This window comes from Elizabethkingia occulta, from assembly GCF_002023715.1.
In the GTDB taxonomy this organism is placed as follows: Bacteria; Bacteroidota; Bacteroidia; order Flavobacteriales; family Weeksellaceae; genus Elizabethkingia; species Elizabethkingia occulta.
Genome location: NZ_MAHX01000021.1, coordinates 384,517 through 401,157, shown reverse-complemented (window position 1 = coordinate 401,157; position 16,641 = coordinate 384,517). Strand labels below are relative to the sequence as shown.

Annotated in this window: 12 protein-coding genes; 1 reads left to right on the top strand and 11 read right to left on the bottom strand. The window is 35.9% G+C overall.

The genetic code is table 11. The features are described from left to right. Positions 1-72: 72 nt before the first annotated feature. The 9 genes from BAZ10_RS18790 to BAZ10_RS18750 all read right to left on the bottom strand — a co-directional run bounded on the left by BAZ10_RS18790 (position 73) and on the right by BAZ10_RS18750 (position 11,240). Complete coding sequence (locus BAZ10_RS18790; protein ID WP_078773355.1) at positions 73-1,419, bottom strand: DEAD/DEAH box helicase; 1,347 nt, start codon at positions 1,417-1,419, stop codon at positions 73-75. A gap of 21 nt (positions 1,420-1,440) precedes the next feature. Next, the gene (locus BAZ10_RS18785) at positions 1,441-3,090 is read right to left on the bottom strand and encodes an ABC1 kinase family protein (protein ID WP_078773354.1); all 1,650 of its coding nucleotides are present in this window, start codon (positions 3,088-3,090) and stop codon (positions 1,441-1,443) included. Positions 3,091-3,215: 125 nt separating this feature from the next. Further along, complete coding sequence (guaA, locus tag BAZ10_RS18780) at positions 3,216-4,745, bottom strand: glutamine-hydrolyzing GMP synthase (protein ID WP_078773353.1); 1,530 nt, start codon at positions 4,743-4,745, stop codon at positions 3,216-3,218. A gap of 136 nt (positions 4,746-4,881) precedes the next feature. Then, positions 4,882-6,129: a phosphoribosylamine--glycine ligase gene (purD, locus tag BAZ10_RS18775; RefSeq protein WP_078773352.1), complete on the bottom strand. Its 1,248-nt coding sequence runs from the start codon at positions 6,127-6,129 to the stop codon at positions 4,882-4,884. 124 nt (positions 6,130-6,253) lie between these two features. Beyond that, a complete protein-coding gene (gene purH / locus BAZ10_RS18770; protein WP_078773351.1) occupies positions 6,254-7,768 on the bottom strand; it encodes a bifunctional phosphoribosylaminoimidazolecarboxamide formyltransferase/IMP cyclohydrolase in 1,515 nt (504 codons plus the stop codon). A gap of 167 nt (positions 7,769-7,935) precedes the next feature. Continuing rightward, on the bottom strand, positions 7,936-8,499 hold the full coding sequence (gene purN / locus BAZ10_RS18765; RefSeq protein WP_059323914.1) for a phosphoribosylglycinamide formyltransferase: 564 nt from the start codon (positions 8,497-8,499) through the stop codon (positions 7,936-7,938). Positions 8,500-8,587: 88 nt separating this feature from the next. After that, the gene (gene purM / locus BAZ10_RS18760) at positions 8,588-9,574 is read right to left on the bottom strand and encodes a phosphoribosylformylglycinamidine cyclo-ligase (protein WP_078773350.1); all 987 of its coding nucleotides are present in this window, start codon (positions 9,572-9,574) and stop codon (positions 8,588-8,590) included. Positions 9,575-9,849: 275 nt separating this feature from the next. Next, complete coding sequence (locus tag BAZ10_RS18755; protein ID WP_078773371.1) at positions 9,850-10,401, bottom strand: NADPH-dependent FMN reductase; 552 nt, start codon at positions 10,399-10,401, stop codon at positions 9,850-9,852. 110 nt (positions 10,402-10,511) lie between these two features. After that, the gene (locus BAZ10_RS18750; protein ID WP_078773349.1) at positions 10,512-11,240 is read right to left on the bottom strand and encodes a pirin family protein; all 729 of its coding nucleotides are present in this window, start codon (positions 11,238-11,240) and stop codon (positions 10,512-10,514) included. Between the two features lie 243 nt (positions 11,241-11,483). Here BAZ10_RS18750 and BAZ10_RS18745 point away from each other — a divergent pair, with 243 nt between their 5' ends. After that, a complete protein-coding gene (locus BAZ10_RS18745) occupies positions 11,484-12,287 on the top strand; it encodes a DUF3667 domain-containing protein (protein ID WP_078773348.1) in 804 nt (267 codons plus the stop codon). 117 nt (positions 12,288-12,404) lie between these two features. On the opposite strand, the gene BAZ10_RS18740 is transcribed toward BAZ10_RS18745, so the two are convergent. Both BAZ10_RS18740 and BAZ10_RS18735 read right to left on the bottom strand, forming a co-directional pair. Next, positions 12,405-14,567, bottom strand: coding sequence for a glycoside hydrolase family 97 protein (locus BAZ10_RS18740; protein WP_078773347.1), 2,163 nt, complete (start codon positions 14,565-14,567; stop codon positions 12,405-12,407). A gap of 59 nt (positions 14,568-14,626) precedes the next feature. Then, positions 14,627-16,570, bottom strand: a complete 1,944-nt coding sequence (locus BAZ10_RS18735; protein ID WP_078773346.1) for an MGH1-like glycoside hydrolase domain-containing protein — start codon at positions 16,568-16,570, stop codon at positions 14,627-14,629. Between the last annotated feature and the right edge of the window lie 71 nt (positions 16,571-16,641).

Sequence of the window (16,641 nt, the reverse complement as noted above, 5' to 3'; positions counted from 1 at the left end):
AACCTTTTTCAGGACGAGACACTACATAAAAAAACCGTGTAAGAATTTACACGGTTTTTATTTGAGCTTATATTATCTCTTATTTCTTTTGGCTTTTTGTTTCTGCTGATTTCTATTAGCAGGCTTCGTTTTAGGTGGTTTTCTTTTAGTAGGTCCACCAAGGTTAATTTTTTTATTTTTATCCTTCTTATCATGAAATGCTCCACCACCTTGCGTAATATCCGGAGCTTTGGTAGGGTTCTTCATTTTGACCTCTTCTTTCTCAGATTCAATCTTTTTAGGATTAATGGTTACTTCCTCTGGGAAATCGAGAAACTGAAGCTCTTTATTCATTAAAACTTCGATCTCCAATAGCAATGCTTCTTCTTTTTTAGTAATGAAAGAGATTGCTGTACCATCTTTATCAGCACGACCTGTACGACCGATACGGTGAATATATTGTTCTGGAACCTCTGGGACTTCAAAATTGAATACATGGGTAATATCTGAAATATCAAGACCACGTGCCATTACGTCTGTTGTAATAAGACCTCGCACTTCGGCATCTTCAAATTTACGCATAGCTCTTAGCCTGTAATTCTGAGATTTATTGGAGTGGATTACATCAAACTGATCCGGATACAACTCATCTAATGTATTGAAAAGATAATCTGCATGCTTCTTATTATTAGCAAAAACCAATACTTTAGACATACTTTCATCATTTTCCAAAAGATGTTTTAACAAGTTGATTTTAGTATTGAAGTTCTCGACCTTATATCCTTGTTGCGTAATTTTTTCTAGCGGAGTTCCGGATTTTGCTAAGCTTATCTCTTCAGGACCATTAAAATATTCATCCAACATCGTATCAACAGCTTCCGTCATCGTTGCAGAGAATAATATATTCTGTCTCTTCTGACGCATCACTTCAAAAATATGAGTTAACTGTGGCCGGAATCCTAAGTTTAGCATTTCATCGAACTCATCAATAACAAGATGACGTACATCTTTCAGGCTTATTGCATTATCTATTGCTAAATCCAGTACCCGGCCTGGTGTTCCTACCAAAATATCACAGCCATTGTCAAACAATAATTTCTGAGTATTGATATTTTTACCACCATAAATACCTATAACACGAGCTGTCATGTTTTCAGTTAGATTTTCAAGTATTTCCGTAACCTGTACAACAAGCTCACGAGTAGGAACTAGAACCAATACTGTAGGATTGTCGGCTTTAGAATATTTCCACATTTTGAGAACCGGCAATAAATAAGCCAGAGTTTTACCTGTACCGGTTTGTGCAATACCCATAACGTCGCGTCCCGACAAAATAGGTTTAAAGCTCTTCAGCTGAATAGGGGTTGGTACAGTTATTCCGTTTTGCTCTAATGCCGAAAAAAGATTTTTCGGTAATTCGAAATCCTCAAATGTTATCATTTTGCAAAGATAGGAGATTTTTTATTTATTCTTTCGCAACATCCGTAAGCAAAGTACAATGAATAAAAATAATGAGATAACCAATCCTATTATACCAAGTACTGACACCTGCCCGACTAAGGGTTCAGCTTTCCCTACCCACAAAATAGCCGTACCAATCATATTAGCACAAAGGATAAGAGCCAGAATAAGGTCATGAAAACCTCTTTGTATAATATTATTGGTTTTGGAAATATTTTTAACTTCTGTATTCAGGGTAAGTGTTCCTTCATTCGCTTTCAGTAAAACATTACTTATTTCACGGGGCAAAACATCTATATGTTCTGCAATATCTTCTACTCTCTTTACCCCTTTATTAAATAGATATCCCGGACTTATACGTTTCATCATGATCTTCTTCACATAAGGCTCTGCACTTTTCACAAGGTCCATATTAGGATTTATTTTTCGGCCTACGCTTTCAATAAGACTTATCCCACGTACCAGAAGATAAAAGTATTCCGGCATATTGACTTTGTTTTCCATCAGAATAGCACGCAGCTTATTCAGAATAAATCCGGCATCTATATTTTCCAGAGATGCATTATGCACAAAATCTAATACTTCCTGAAGGTCATTTTCCAGTTTACGTTCATCTTTAATATCTATTTCAACAGCCATTTTTTTAATGACCTCAATAAGCTTTCTGGGTCTTTTCGAAATGAAATTAATGATAAAGTTTTCTAATAATTCTTTGTCCTGAGGAAAAATAGTTCCCGTAGCTCCAAGGTCTATAAATACAACTCTACCGTCTGGTTTTACTAGAATATTTCCTGCATGTGGATCTGCATGAAAGAAGCCATAGTCAAGAATTTGCGCCAGAAATAGCTGAAGTCCTCTGTCTGCAATCATTCCAGGATCCAATCCGTATCTTTTTAATCCTTCGATATCTGTTGCTTTTACTCCATCTATAAACTCCATACAGAGTACTTCGTTATTACTCAGTTCTTCATACACTTTAGGAACATAAGTACTTTTGTTATTTTTGAAATTAAAAGCAAACTTTTGTATGTTTTCTTTTTCCTGTACCAAAGAAAGTTCCGTAAGCAATGATTTTTCAAACGTAGCAATCGCTTTATTCAGATCCAGATGCTGCGCAAATTCAAAATAGGTATTGAGAATCTTTGCCAGATCTTTCATGAGTAACAAATCATCTTCAATAACATCCTGAATTCCCTGTCTTTTTATTTTTAGTACTACAGGGCTGCCATCTTTTAGTATACCTTTGTATACCTGTGCAATAGAAGCAGAAGCAATCGGTTTTCTATCCAAAGACTGGAATACATCTGAAATATTGATACTCAACTGCTCTTCCAATATAGAATCAAGATCAAGATCCTGTACTTCTACCCTGTCCTGTAGATTTTGTAGTTCGGCAATCATTTCTTTAGGAAGCATATCTTCCCGGTTACTAAAAGCCTGACCTATCTTAACAAAGGAAGGTCCCAATTCTTCTAATGCCATACGAATACGTTCATATACTGTATTCTGAGTATCCGGTTCATCAGAGAAATTTGTTTTCTGATCATTCTGTCCTCCAATTCTGGACACAATATCTTTAAAACCATATTTAGCAAGAACCGAAATAAGACGGCTTGTGCGCTTTAGTTTTCTCTGTTGTTTGTTTAGCATTACAATAATTTTGTTCTAGTTAATCAAAAACTGTTCCTTCAAATATATTCAATATAATTAAGGAAAGCCTACTACAAAAAAAAGCAGCCAAAAGGCTGCTTTAATATATTAATCGGTACGGCAAATTATTCCCACTCGATTGTTGCAGGTGGTTTGCTTGAAATATCGTAAGCAACACGGTTAATACCTCTTACCTCATTGATAATTCTGTTGGAAACAGTTTCCAGGAATTCATAAGGAAGTTTGCTCCATGTAGCCGTCATAAAGTCTATTGTATTAGCAGAACGTACAACAGCTGTATATTCATAAGTTCTCTCATCTCCCATTACTCCAACAGATTTTACAGGAAGTAATACAACAAAAGCCTGAGATACTTTTTCATACAGATCATTTTTGTACAATTCCTCGATGAAGATATCATCTGCTTCCTGCAAGATTCTTACTTTTTCTACATCTACTGCTCCAAGAACACGGATACCTAATCCAGGACCTGGGAACGGGTGTCTGTATACCAAGTGGTGAGGAATACCTAGTTCTTCTCCTACTTTTCTTACTTCATCTTTGAATAGCTCTCTTAACGGTTCTAGTAATTCGAAATCCATTTCCTCAGGAAGACCACCAACATTGTGGTGAGACTTGATTACTGCAGAAGGTCCTTTTACAGACTGGGATTCGATAACATCCGGATAGATCGTTCCCTGGGCTAAGAATTTAGCGCCTTCAATTTTATGAGATTCTTCGTCAAAAACAGCGATAAACTCGTTTCCGATAATTTTTCTTTTCTGTTCAGGATCATCAACACCAGCCAGCTTAGACAAGAATCTGTCCGCAGCATCTACCAGTTTAATATTCATGTGGAAGTGCTGTCCGTAGTTCTCCATTACTTTTTTCGCTTCATCTTTTCTCAGAAGTCCTGTATCCACAAAAATACAAGTCAGCTGATCTCCGATAGCTTTATGGATTAATACTGCTGCTACAGAAGAATCTACACCTCCGGAAAGTCCAAGAATAACTTTCTGGCTGCCTACTCTCTCTTTAATCTCAGCAACTGTTCTTTCAATATAATTAGTCAGTTTCCAACTTCTTTCAGACTGACAGATGTTCAGAACAAAGTTCTCCAGCATTTTGCTTCCTTCCTCTGTGTGAGAAACTTCAGGGTGGAACTGAACAGTAAAGATTTTTTTATCTTCATTTGCCATTCCGGCAATAACGCCAGATTTAGCGACGATATCAAACCCCTGAGGAGCTGTTTCAACTTCGTCAAAATGGCTCATCCATGCTATAGATCTTTCTTTTACTCCGTCGAATAAAGAACATGCTTTTACGATCTCCAATTCAGCTTTTCCATATTCTCCTTTTACACCTTTAGCAACTTTACCTCCCAAAAGGTGAGCTGTTAATTGCATTCCATAGCAAATCCCTAAAACAGGAATTCCTAATTCGAAAATTTCTTTTGAAACTAAATGTGCATCTTCCGCATTTACAGAAGAAGGTCCTCCTGAAAGAATAATACCGAAAGGATTTCTTTCTTTAATTTCTTCCAATGGTGTGTAGTAAGGGATAATTTCAGAATATACTCCCATCTCTCTTACTCTTCTTCCGATCAACTGGTTGTATTGTGAACCGAAGTCTAAAATAATAATTCCTCTTTCCATAAAAATTAAGGTAACAATTTAGCAATGCAATAATGTAACAATCAATTATTAATAAACCGGTACATTGATATATTGATAAATTCGTTGATATTTATTAAAATCCCCTAAACTTTCGCTCAGGGGTTATGTTTATTTTTTATTTCTTTTGCTCGAACAAGCCTATATCGTGTCTGTAGAAGCCGTAGTCGAAAGAAACCTTTTTAATGTTATCATAAGCCTGCTTTCTGGCATCATCATAAGTTTCTCCGAATCCTACAACGTTTACGACTCTGCCGCCTGTTGTATAATAGCTGTTTCCACCTTTTCTGGCACCTGCAAGAAGACAAAGTGTATCTACTTTATCTGTTCCTTTTATTTCAAGACCAGTTTCGATGTTTCTTGGATATCCTCCGGAAACCATTACAACACATACCGCTTTTTTATCAGCGAATTTTAGTTCTACTGGTTTACCTTCCATACAGTCATTGATAACATCTACAAGGCTGTTTTCTAATAGTGGTAATATAACCTGAGTTTCAGGATCTCCTAAACGCATATTGTATTCCAATAGGTAGCTACCTTCTGCAGTAACCATTAGTCCGAAGAAAATAAATCCTTTGAAGCTAAGGTTTTCCTGCTTAAGACCTTTCAGCGTTGGCAACATGATGTTTCTTTCGAAATCAGCATAGTGCATTCCGTTGAACTCAGGGCTTGGAGCAACAGTACCCATACCTCCGGTATTCATACCTTCATCACCTTCACCTACCTTTTTGTAGTCTTTTACCGGGATACAAGGGAACAATTCTTCGCCGTTAGAGAAACAGATAATAGAAGCTTCAAATCCTTGTAAAAATTCTTCAATAACAAGTTTAATACCTGCATCACCATGGATTCTTCTGATCATGAAATCATGAATAACAGCATCTGCTTCTTCAAGAGTTTCACAGATTACTACTCCTTTACCACCTGCTAAACCACTAGCTTTTATTACCAACGGGAATTTGTGATCTTTAACATAATCTAAAGCATCCTGGTATACTTCAAAAACCTGAGCCTTTGCAGTTTTAATACCGTGATCCTGCATAAATCTCTTAGAGAAAGCTTTAGAACCTTCTAATGAAGCCGCTTTAGCATTTGGCCCAAAAATTTTAAGACCAGCTGCTTTAAACTCATCTACGATTCCATCCACTAAAGGAGCTTCAGGACCAACTATTGTTAAATCAACTTTTTCTCTTGTTGCAAATTCTACCAGTTCAGGGATAGAATCTTCGTATATATTCTCACCATATTCTTCGGTTGAAGCATTTCCTCTTGCAAAGAATATTTTTTTAACTTTAGGATCTTGTTTAAGTTTCCATCCAATTGCAGCCTCACGACCTCCGGTACCAACGACTAATACTCGCATATTTTAGCTATATGTTTTTTTATTTAAATCTTAAAAATTTGTGCTTTACTTTGTAGCAAGTGTCAAAGATAGCATAAAAACTATTTTTTTCAAAAAAATAGAAAGTTAATTCCTGTTAATTGAATTAATGGAAAAAGTGACGCATCCCGGTAAATAACATTGGGATTTCGTGCTCGTTTGCAGCCTGAATACTTTCTTCATCACGCATAGAACCTCCCGGCTGAATTATAGCTTTAATCCCCTCTGCAGCACAGAAATCTACAACGTCTCTGAACGGGAAGAAAGCATCTGATGCCAGTACCAATTCACCACCGAATTTTGCTTTTGCTCTTTCCACTGCATGTTGTGTAGCCCAGATACGGTTAACCTGTCCGCCACCAATTCCTAAAGCCTGTTGACCATTGGAAACAACAATTGCATTAGATTTTACATATTTCACAACTCTTTGTGAGAAGATCAATGCTTTTCTCTGCTCATCTGTAGGTTGTTTTTCAGTTACAACACTGATGTCTTCAGAAAACTCATCATCAGCATTCTGTACCAGCATACCACCGTCAATTTTCACCCAAACCTGCTTATCAGAAACCGGATGTTTGATTTTGATTACACGAAGATTTTTCTTTTTGTTAAGGATCTCTAAAGCATCAGCATCAAAATCCGGTGCCATAACAATTTCTAAGAAAGTTTCGTTAAGAGCAGTTGCTGTAGCAGCATCTACTTTAAAGTTCATTCCTACGATTCCACCAAAAATTGAAACAGGATCGCACTCAAATGTTTTTCTGTATGTTTCTTCCGGCGTTGTACCTACAGCTACCCCACAAGGTGTGGAATGCTTCACAGCACAACAAGCCATTTCTTCTTTGAATTCATTTACCACTTTCCAGCAAAGATCCATATCTCTCAGGTTATTGAAAGAAAGCTCTTTTCCGCCTAACTGTTCGAAATCCTTCATCGCTCCTTTCTCTACTGTAGAAACATAGTAAGCAGCAGACTGATGTGGATTTTCACCGTAACGAAGATTCGATACTTTCTTAAATGAAGCATTAAGATAGTTAGGATATTCCTCTTCTAAAAGCATTTTGGAAATAGCAGCATCATAAGCTGCAGTAAGGTTGAATACTTTTCCTGCTAACATCTTACGTGTTTCCAGCTGAGTATTTCCGGAAGTTTCAATTTCTTCCTGAATTTTTGCATAATCACCTGCATCGGTAATTACAGTAACATCAAAGAAACCTTTAGCTGCAGAACGCAACATAGAAGGTCCACCTATATCGATAAATTCTACTTTTTCTTCTAAAGAAATTTCTTTATCAGCATTTTCAAAGAACGGGTAAAGGTTAACGATTACCATATCAATCAACCCAATTCCGTGCTCCTGAACAGTTTTCATGTGTTCTTCGTTTGAACGAACTGCTAAAATACCTCCGTGTACTTTTGGGTGTAGCGTTTTTACTCTTCCATCCAGCATCTCCGGAAAGTTGGTTACTTCATCAATCTGAATAGGGCTAAGTCCTGCATCTTTAAGATGCTTAAAAGTTCCCCCTGTTGAGATTAGTTCATAATTGTTTTTTTCCAAAAACCTGGCAAAATCGATTAGACCGCTTTTGTCAGAAACACTAATTAATGCTCTTTTTTTCATTTCTTTCTTTACTTTTTGTACTAATCTTACTTAAGGATTAGTTTTTGGAAAATCTGCAACAATTATTTCCTTTCCCAAATAATTGTTGCAAACATTCCCGTTTTCACTTTTTACTTTTGGCTGCTTTCTCAGCCCGATTTTATTTCAAACTTTATTAGTCTAATGGATTAGCTATTCAATACCTTTTCAATAGCTAAAGGAAAAATATCATATTCAATCTGGTGAACTTTACCAGCGATATCTTCCGGAGTATCATTTTCTTCAACAGTAATTTTTCCTTGCAGGATAATCTCTCCTTCATCTACTCCTGTCGTTACAAAATGTACTGTAGCACCAGATTCTGTTTCTCCAGACTCTTTAACAGCGTTGTGTACATGCATTCCCCACATTCCTTTTCCTCCGAATTTCGGAAGTAAAGAAGGGTGAACATTAATCATCTTACCTTCCCACTTTTCGCAGAACTCCTGAGTAAGAACGGATAAAAATCCAGCCAACACAATAAGTGATGTATCTTCAGGAATTACCGTATCCAGTTTCTGGCAAAAATCTTTTCCTCTTTTAATTAACTGAAAAGGGATTCCGGCATCTTCAGCTCTTTTTAGTCCATAACAGTCACGGTCGGCTACTACAAGGCTTATTTCAGCATTCTGAATTTCCTTTTCAGCAATAGCGTTTATAATTCGCTGCAGATTGGTCCCTGAACCTGATACCAGTATTACTATTTTCTTCATTTTTCAAATGCAACAACCTAGCAATGTAGTAATGTAACAATATCTTTGTATTGGTAAAATGTTACAATATTATATTGATAAATTATTTTTAGATTAATTGAATTTTCTCAGCGTTCTCTGTAATTTCCCCAACCAGGTAAGCATCAGGTAAAAGCTCTAAAGCTTTCTGAGCATCTGTTTCGTTCAGGACAACTACCATACCTACTCCCATATTGAAAGTTCCGTACATCTCTTCACGTGCAATATTTCCTCTTTTTTCAAGCTCTAGCATGATAGAAGGAATTCTGATTTCTTTTGTTTCAATACTTGCGCAAAGACCTTCAGGAATAATTCTGGGAATGTTCTCATATAATCCACCACCTGTAATATGTGCAATACCATGAATTTCCATTTCATTCATCAATTTCTGAATACTTTGGTAGTATAATCTGGTAGGTACTAATAATGTTTCATGGATTGGTTTTCCTTCGAAATCTTCATTGAAGTCAGGAAAAACTTTTCTTACCAAAGAGAAACCATTAGAATGGAATCCAGAACTTGGTAAAGCAATAATTTTATCTCCGGTTTTAATTTTTGAACCATCAATAACCTGATCTTTTTCTACAATACCTACACAGAAACCGGCTACATCATAATCTCCCGGATTATACATTCCCGGCATTTCAGCAGTTTCACCACCAATAAGGGCGCATTGATTGTCTTTACAGGCTTCCACCATTCCTAAAACGATTTCAGCAGCTACATCGGCATCTAATTTTCCACACGCTAAGTAGTCTAAGAAGAATAAAGGTTTTGCACCATGACATACTATATCATTTGCACACATCGCAAAACAATCAATTCCTATAGAACCATATTGTTTTGTGTCCAATGCTATTTTCAGTTTGGTACCAACACCATCTGTACCACTTACCAATACTGGATTTTTGTAACCACCAATCTCATAAAAAGCACCAAAGCTTCCAAGATTGTTCAGTACATTCGGGTTGTGTGTTTCGCTAACGGCCTTCTTTATCTTGTCCACCGTCTTGTACCCTTCTTCTTTGTCAACTCCTGCGGATTTGTAGGTATTCATTTTTAGTTTTTATTATTTAGTGAATAAAATTACAATTTAAAATTGATCTGAAGTTTTGATTCTCAATTTGTTTTATCAAAAAACGTAAATAAAAAAGCCGACAAACTTTTGGAGTCTGTCGGCCATTATTTTATCTCAAATTTAAAGGGCACACCGATTTGTCTTTTCCTATTGTCCGGGATGACTGATGCTTTTCTTTAAATTGCTTTATGGTCTTCACTTCTGAATTTTGATGTGCAAATTTAATAAAATTTACTTTAAAATCCTATAAGAATTTACGCATTTACTTTTGCTGCGAATTCTTCTTTTATTTTAGCAATTTTATGCTCTAGTTCTTTAGCTTTTTCAGCATCTAAAATACCCTTTTCAGCATCAAAGTTATCTTTGAATTTAGGTAATGAAAAAGTTTCTACAATATTTCCGCCACTATGAGGAAAACGTGCAGTTGCAGCAGCCAATACATTTGCTCCACCTTTTGGTCCTGGTGCTGTAGCCATCAGGAAGATATCTTTATCTCCCCAGTGTGGCCTTCCCGGAATACGGGATACCCAATCGAAAACATTTTTAAAAGCTACAGAATAGCTGCTATTGTGCTCAGCAAGAGACATCAATACTAAATCTGCACTATCAATTTTTTCTGCGAAATTCTTCGCTTCCTGAGGAACTCCGGATTGTTGTTCTCTATGGACTCCGTAAATAGGCATTTCATAATCATTAAGATCCAAAAGCTCCACTTCGTTGCTGTCAAACTGTTTTGCAACATATTCTACCAATAACTTATTAATTGATGCCGGAGAGTTAGTTCCTGCAAAAGCTACTATTTTCATCTGTTTATATATAATATTTCTAATTGTTAGTATAAAATGAGCCGCTATCATTACTTATTACAAAGTATTGATTTCGGCTCATTTATTATTTTAAATTTTCTGAATTCAAATTAATTTGCAAAATTAGGCAAATTCATAGGAACATCAATAATCAAAACTTCAGAATTTTCTGTTGCTTCTATATTAAACTTATCGATATCCCAAATTCCAAATGCATCACGAGTGTTTAGTATCTGATCTCCGATTTTTACCTGACCATTTAATACAAAAACGTAAGCTCCATTTCCTTCTTTATGAATAGGATAATCTTTGCTGAATCCTTTATCAAAATTAGCAAGATTGAACCATGCATCCTGATGGATCCATACTCCTGCATCATCTGGATTTGGTGACAAAATCTGTTGGAAATCGTTTTTCTTATAATCTCCGGAAACATCTACCTGATCGTATCGAGGGGTAACATTTTCTTTATTAGGGAAAATCCATATCTGTAGGAATTTTACAGCTTTATCTGCATTAGCATTCATCTCACTATGCATTACTCCGGTACCGGCAGACATTACCTGGACATCTCCTTTTTTTATGATCCCTGCACTTCCCATATTATCTCCATGCTTAAGGTCACCTTCTAATGGGATAGAAATAATTTCCATATTGTTATGAGGGTGTTTGCCAAAGCCCATACCTCCTTCTACATAGTCATCATTTAAAACTCTTAAAGTTCCAAAATTTACTCTTTCAGGATTAAAGAAACCTGCAAAGCTAAAACTGTGTGCACTTTTTAACCAGCCATGATCTGCGAATCCTCTACTGTCTGCACTGTGAAATACTGTTTTCATATGTTTATGTTTATTTTTTATTTTCTTATGCAAATTTACGTCAGCACAATAGTGAATGAATTGATGTAAGATAAGTAAATAAATGTGAAAATATATTTCATATATTCGTGAAAAAAATCAGAAATAAACAATAAACAAAGAATTAATATGACGAAAGCTCTACCAATTACATCTTTTACTGCGAAATTAAAAATATGTGATAATTACAGGCTGCAAATTCATTTAATAAAAGTGCAATAAGAGATGGAAAATCTATTAGAAAATTGTAATAGCTGCGGAATGCCTGTTAATGGTAATTTTTGCAGTGAGTGTGGACAGAAAAAATTCAAAAGAATTGATCACACTTATGTCATTGATGAAGTTAAAAGTTTTGCATTCTATACAGAAAAAGGATTTTTCTATTCTGTTAAAAATATCATTCTAAATCCGGGAAAAACGGCCAGAAATTTTTTAGAGGGTGACAGAATACACCACTACAAACCTTTTGCTCTCACTATGGTACTTAGTGGTATTTCAATATTATTATCAAGCTTCCTTAATATAAAGGACATCATGGAGAACGCAATGAGGGCTTCTAATCAAAATGTATCCGATAAATTCATTGATGCATATTCCACCGGATTCCTCTCCTATTTCTCCTTTATTATGCTGGCTTTGATACCGTTCTTTTCTCTCCTAACAAGGATAGCATTTAGAAAATGGGGACAAAATTATTACGAGCATCTGGTCATGAATGCCTATTTTCAATGTTTCTATACCATTGCACTTATTATTATTTTTGATCCTATTTTTTATTTCTTACAGAATGATCCTTTAACAATTGGTAAAATATCTACTTTATCATATCTAATTGTTCCAATATTACTTTTTTGGTTCTACAAAGGCTTTTATTCAGAGAAAAGTACAAAAAGTATTATTGGACGTCTGATAATCTTTTACTTATTACAAGTTGCTGCCGCAATTATAATTTTTATCGGCCTTTTTGTAGTAGGCTTATTAATCGCTAAACTTAATCCCGAATTAGTAAAAGGTATGATCAATAAATAAGATCCTATTATTCGCTAAATATTCAATAAAAATAAAGACCTATGATATTTGGAAACATCATAGGTCATTTTATTTTAATCTGAGACCGAAATAAAGTAATTTCAAACTCAGGTTAATTTATTTTACAGCTTTAATAGAAATAGCATATCCGCCGCTTCGTGCCAGTTTCACAGGAATCTTAGTAGCGCTGGTAACTGTTTTCTTATAGATATGGTAACTCTGTGGATTGGTATCGTAATCTGCATCTTTACCATCCTCATAGATAACGGCTTCATACTTTTTACCTTTATCTAAGAATGATAAATCTACAGTGAAATCACGCTTATTTTCATCTGTAATACCTCCTACATACCATTCATCTTTACCTTTTGCTTTTCTGGCAATATGCAGATAATCACCAGGCTCAGCATCCAGTATTCTGGTATCATCCCAATTCACAGCTACATCTTTGATAAACTGGAATGCATCCATGTGTTTAGCATAATTTTCAGGTAAATCCGCTGCCATTTGTAATGGAGAATACATTGTTACATATAATGCTAACTGTTTTGCCAGTGTAGTCTTCACCATACGCTTGTCTCCAGGGAAGTAGTAATCCAATTTTGTCTGGAAGATACCTGGTGTATAATCCATTGGTCCGCCCATTTGTCTGGTAAACGGAAGAATGGTTGTATGGTCTGCATTGTTTCCGCCAAATGCATCATACTCTGTTCCACGTGCAGCTTCTGCAGCTATCCAGTTTGGATAAGTACGGTTAAGTCCTGTAGGACGTACAGATTCATGAGAGTTTACCATAATCTTATAATCTGCTGCTTTTTTAGCAACATGCAGATAATGGTTATTGGTCCATTGGCTGTAATGATGCTCACCACGAGGAATAATATTCCCTACATAACCGGTTTTTACTGCATCATAACCGTACTTGTTCATTAATTTGAAAGCCGGATCCAACCATCTTTCATAGTTAACTGTTGAGCCAGATGTCTCATGGTGCATAATCAATTTAATACCTTTACCATGTGCATACTCATTAAGTGCTGCAATATCGAAATCGGGATATGGCGTTACAAAGTCGAAAACATCTTCTTTGGAATGCCCGAACCAATCTTCCCAACCTACATTCCAGCCTTCGATAAGAAGTCCGTCGAAGCCATTTTTAGCTGCGAAGTCTATATATTCTCTTACCTTAGTATTATTAGCCGCATGCTTACCATTAGGTGTAAGTTTGGTAAAATCTGTTTTTCCTAAATGTACATTATCTTCTGTAGAATACGCCCATTGAGATTTTCCGATAATCATTTCCCACCATACTCCCATATATTTGGTTGGCTTTATCCAGGAAGTATCTTTGTATTCTGTAGGTTCATTCAGGTTGAATATCATTTTAGAATCTAAGATTCCTGCAGCTGTAGGTGATACAATAATTGTTCTCCAAGGTGTATTGAAAGGTGTCTGAATATAACCTTTGGCTCCCTGTGCATCCGGAGTAAGGTGTGTTTTGAATTTATAATTCTGGCTATCCACTTCCAGATGCGATGCCGGATAATTAATCAACGCTGCTTCACCTAAATCTACATATAAAGGCTCTTTACCTTCTTTCTTAAGGATTAAAGGTGTCTGTACTGTATTTTTAATTGGAAACTGGGAAGCATTTTGTTCTACAGCTCCAGCCCATCTTGCAGCAATCTCTGAAATTTTAGAGGTTTGGTATTGGTATTCCTGTGTATCGTAGTCTCCGACAATCCACCAGGCTTTCATATCAGATGGAAGATCTATTTCAGAATCCTCTTCTTTAATTACAAAATAGTTAAGGTTCTTCTGTTGTGGGAACTCGTAACGGAAACCTAAACCATCATTGAACAATCTGAATTTAATTGCTATTGTACGATCCTGTTTGTCCTGATGAAGATTTACGGTAAGCTCATTATAATTGTTAGTATAGCTTTTCTTCTCTCCCATTACCGGCTGCCAGGTTTCATTTTTAGAATCTCTTTTTTCAGATACTTTAGTGAATCCCTGATTCAGATCATTTTCGTTGCCTTCTGTTTTATTAATCTCGGAAGCAAACTGTATATTGTTATCTTTAAATAAACGAAGTCCCAGTTTAGATTCCTCCACTACAACTTTTCCATTATACTTCAGTTGATAATATGGTGTTCCGTTTTTCAGACTGAAATCCATCTGAAACTTTCCATCAGGAGATTTCAGAGTTTGTCCATACAAACCTCCTAATGTCAAACCAAAAAATGCAACTGCCAAACTTACTTTCTTCAAGTTCATAATTGTTATTTTATATTGTAATATCTAAAGTTATAAAAGTGAGACGATCTCACAATCATTTATTTTGCTAAAAGCATTAAAATATGTGCAGAAGACCAGCTAAAATTAATCGCATTCAGTCCTTTTCCTGTTACAGGATGATAGGTTTCATGAATGGGTTTATCTTCTAAAAGACCTTCGGCATTATTCATAAATTTATTAATCAGTTCATCAGCCTGCTGCTGATAACCATATTTTCTTAACCCTGCAATTCCGAAATAAAATTGATCAATCCATACAGGTCCTCTCCAATAGCCTTTTAGCGGATCAAATTTCGGGTGATCGGCTGTAAGAGTTGGCAATGGTACTTTTGTATTGAATTTGTGTTCATTCATCATAACCTTTGAAACAGCATTTGCCTGCTCTTTTGTAGCAATACCAGCCCACAAAGGAATCCATCCTTCTGGTCCTTCTACTGCAACAGGTTCTTGTTTACCTAAAAGTTTATCATAATAGTAACCTTTGGTATCGTCATAAAATCTTTGATTGATTTTATCTGCCAATCCGATGACGGAATTATTCCAGTCCTGAGCTTCTTTCTTATTGCCTATTACCGAAGCCAACTGAGATAAATATTTTTTTTCTGCGTACAGATAAGCATTCAGGTCTACACTTTCCTGATTAAGCGACCAGGCCTTATTATTATTTTTCATTAAGACAGCTTCATCAAAGCGTACTGCATTATCCATTCCGCTTTCCCATGCCGCAGCAATTCTTGTCCCGTCTGTAGAACCATATTCACACAACCTGTTCTTGTCGTGATCTCTGTTTTCATACCACCACTGGTGGTATTTCACTAACTTCGGATACATCTCTTTTACAAATGCTGCATCTTTAGTCTGCTCATAAACTTTCCAAACCGCCCAGGCAGCCAACGGTGGCTTGGTATCGCGCCAGTTATTCTCTTTTTTATCGGTATATACACAGTCTGCAACCATTCCATACTCATCCATATAATCGAACATACTACGGATATTATCTTTAGCCAGCGAAGTATTAAAGTAGCTTAATCCCACCGCTTGCTTCCAGCTGTCCCAGCTCCAAAAACCATAAAATCCCTGATAAGAAACCGATGGGAAAACGCCATCATGTAACAGGTCCTTGGCCGCAGTTCTCCAGTTCGTCATTAAGGTAACAATTGCTTTTACAGCAAGTTTTTGTTTCTTTTCATCCAGCCTGGATGTATGAGAAAAATATTGTTGTAAATAATTATTCCAACGTTTTTCATTCAGCTTTAACTGAGCTGTAAAATCTGAACTAGGCTTTTTAATTTTATCTTCTTTGGATTGAAGAAAATAATACTGTGACTGTGTAAAATTGGCTTTACCGCCCGCTGGTATTTTTATATTACCCATTAATGCCGTATAAGAATCAGTATTTAACTCCAGATTTACAGGCTGATCGAAAACCAATCTGAAAGTATTTTCCTTATCTTTTAATTTTACTGTTATTTCATTATTTCCTTTATCAAGAACGACATCGGGTAACAATTTTCCGTCAAAAGACACAGTAAGATCTTTCTGGGCTTTTGAACGATTGTAAATACTTGTTTTTATTTTCGCTTCACGTCCTGATACAAAAATTAACTGCTGCTCTATATCCAGACCGTTAATTATAAAATGCTGCTTTAATAATCCCGGATAATAATGCTGGGTAGCTATCGATTTTTGCAGATCTATGTATGTTCCGTTTTCTTTAATCCTGATCTTAGAAATAGTATTCGCCAGCCATTGTCCATCGAGATCCATAACAACAGGACCTATAAAAGATCCATAATCTTCTGTTCTTTCCGGTAAAGCATAGGCATGCCACGCTCCCATATCGCTAAAAAGATTGGTTGTAATGTTTTTAGGATTCGAAACAACTGTTTTTAAGTTGAGAACATTAGCATATTTCTCACGTTGCTGTTGTGCATTTGATACTGAAAAAAGAATTAAGAATAATACAGAAACTGTTTTTTTCATGGTTGTAGTTCAATTTATCTTTTATTCTTAAATAAAAAAGTGTTGTTTTGCAGCAACACTTTTTTACTACA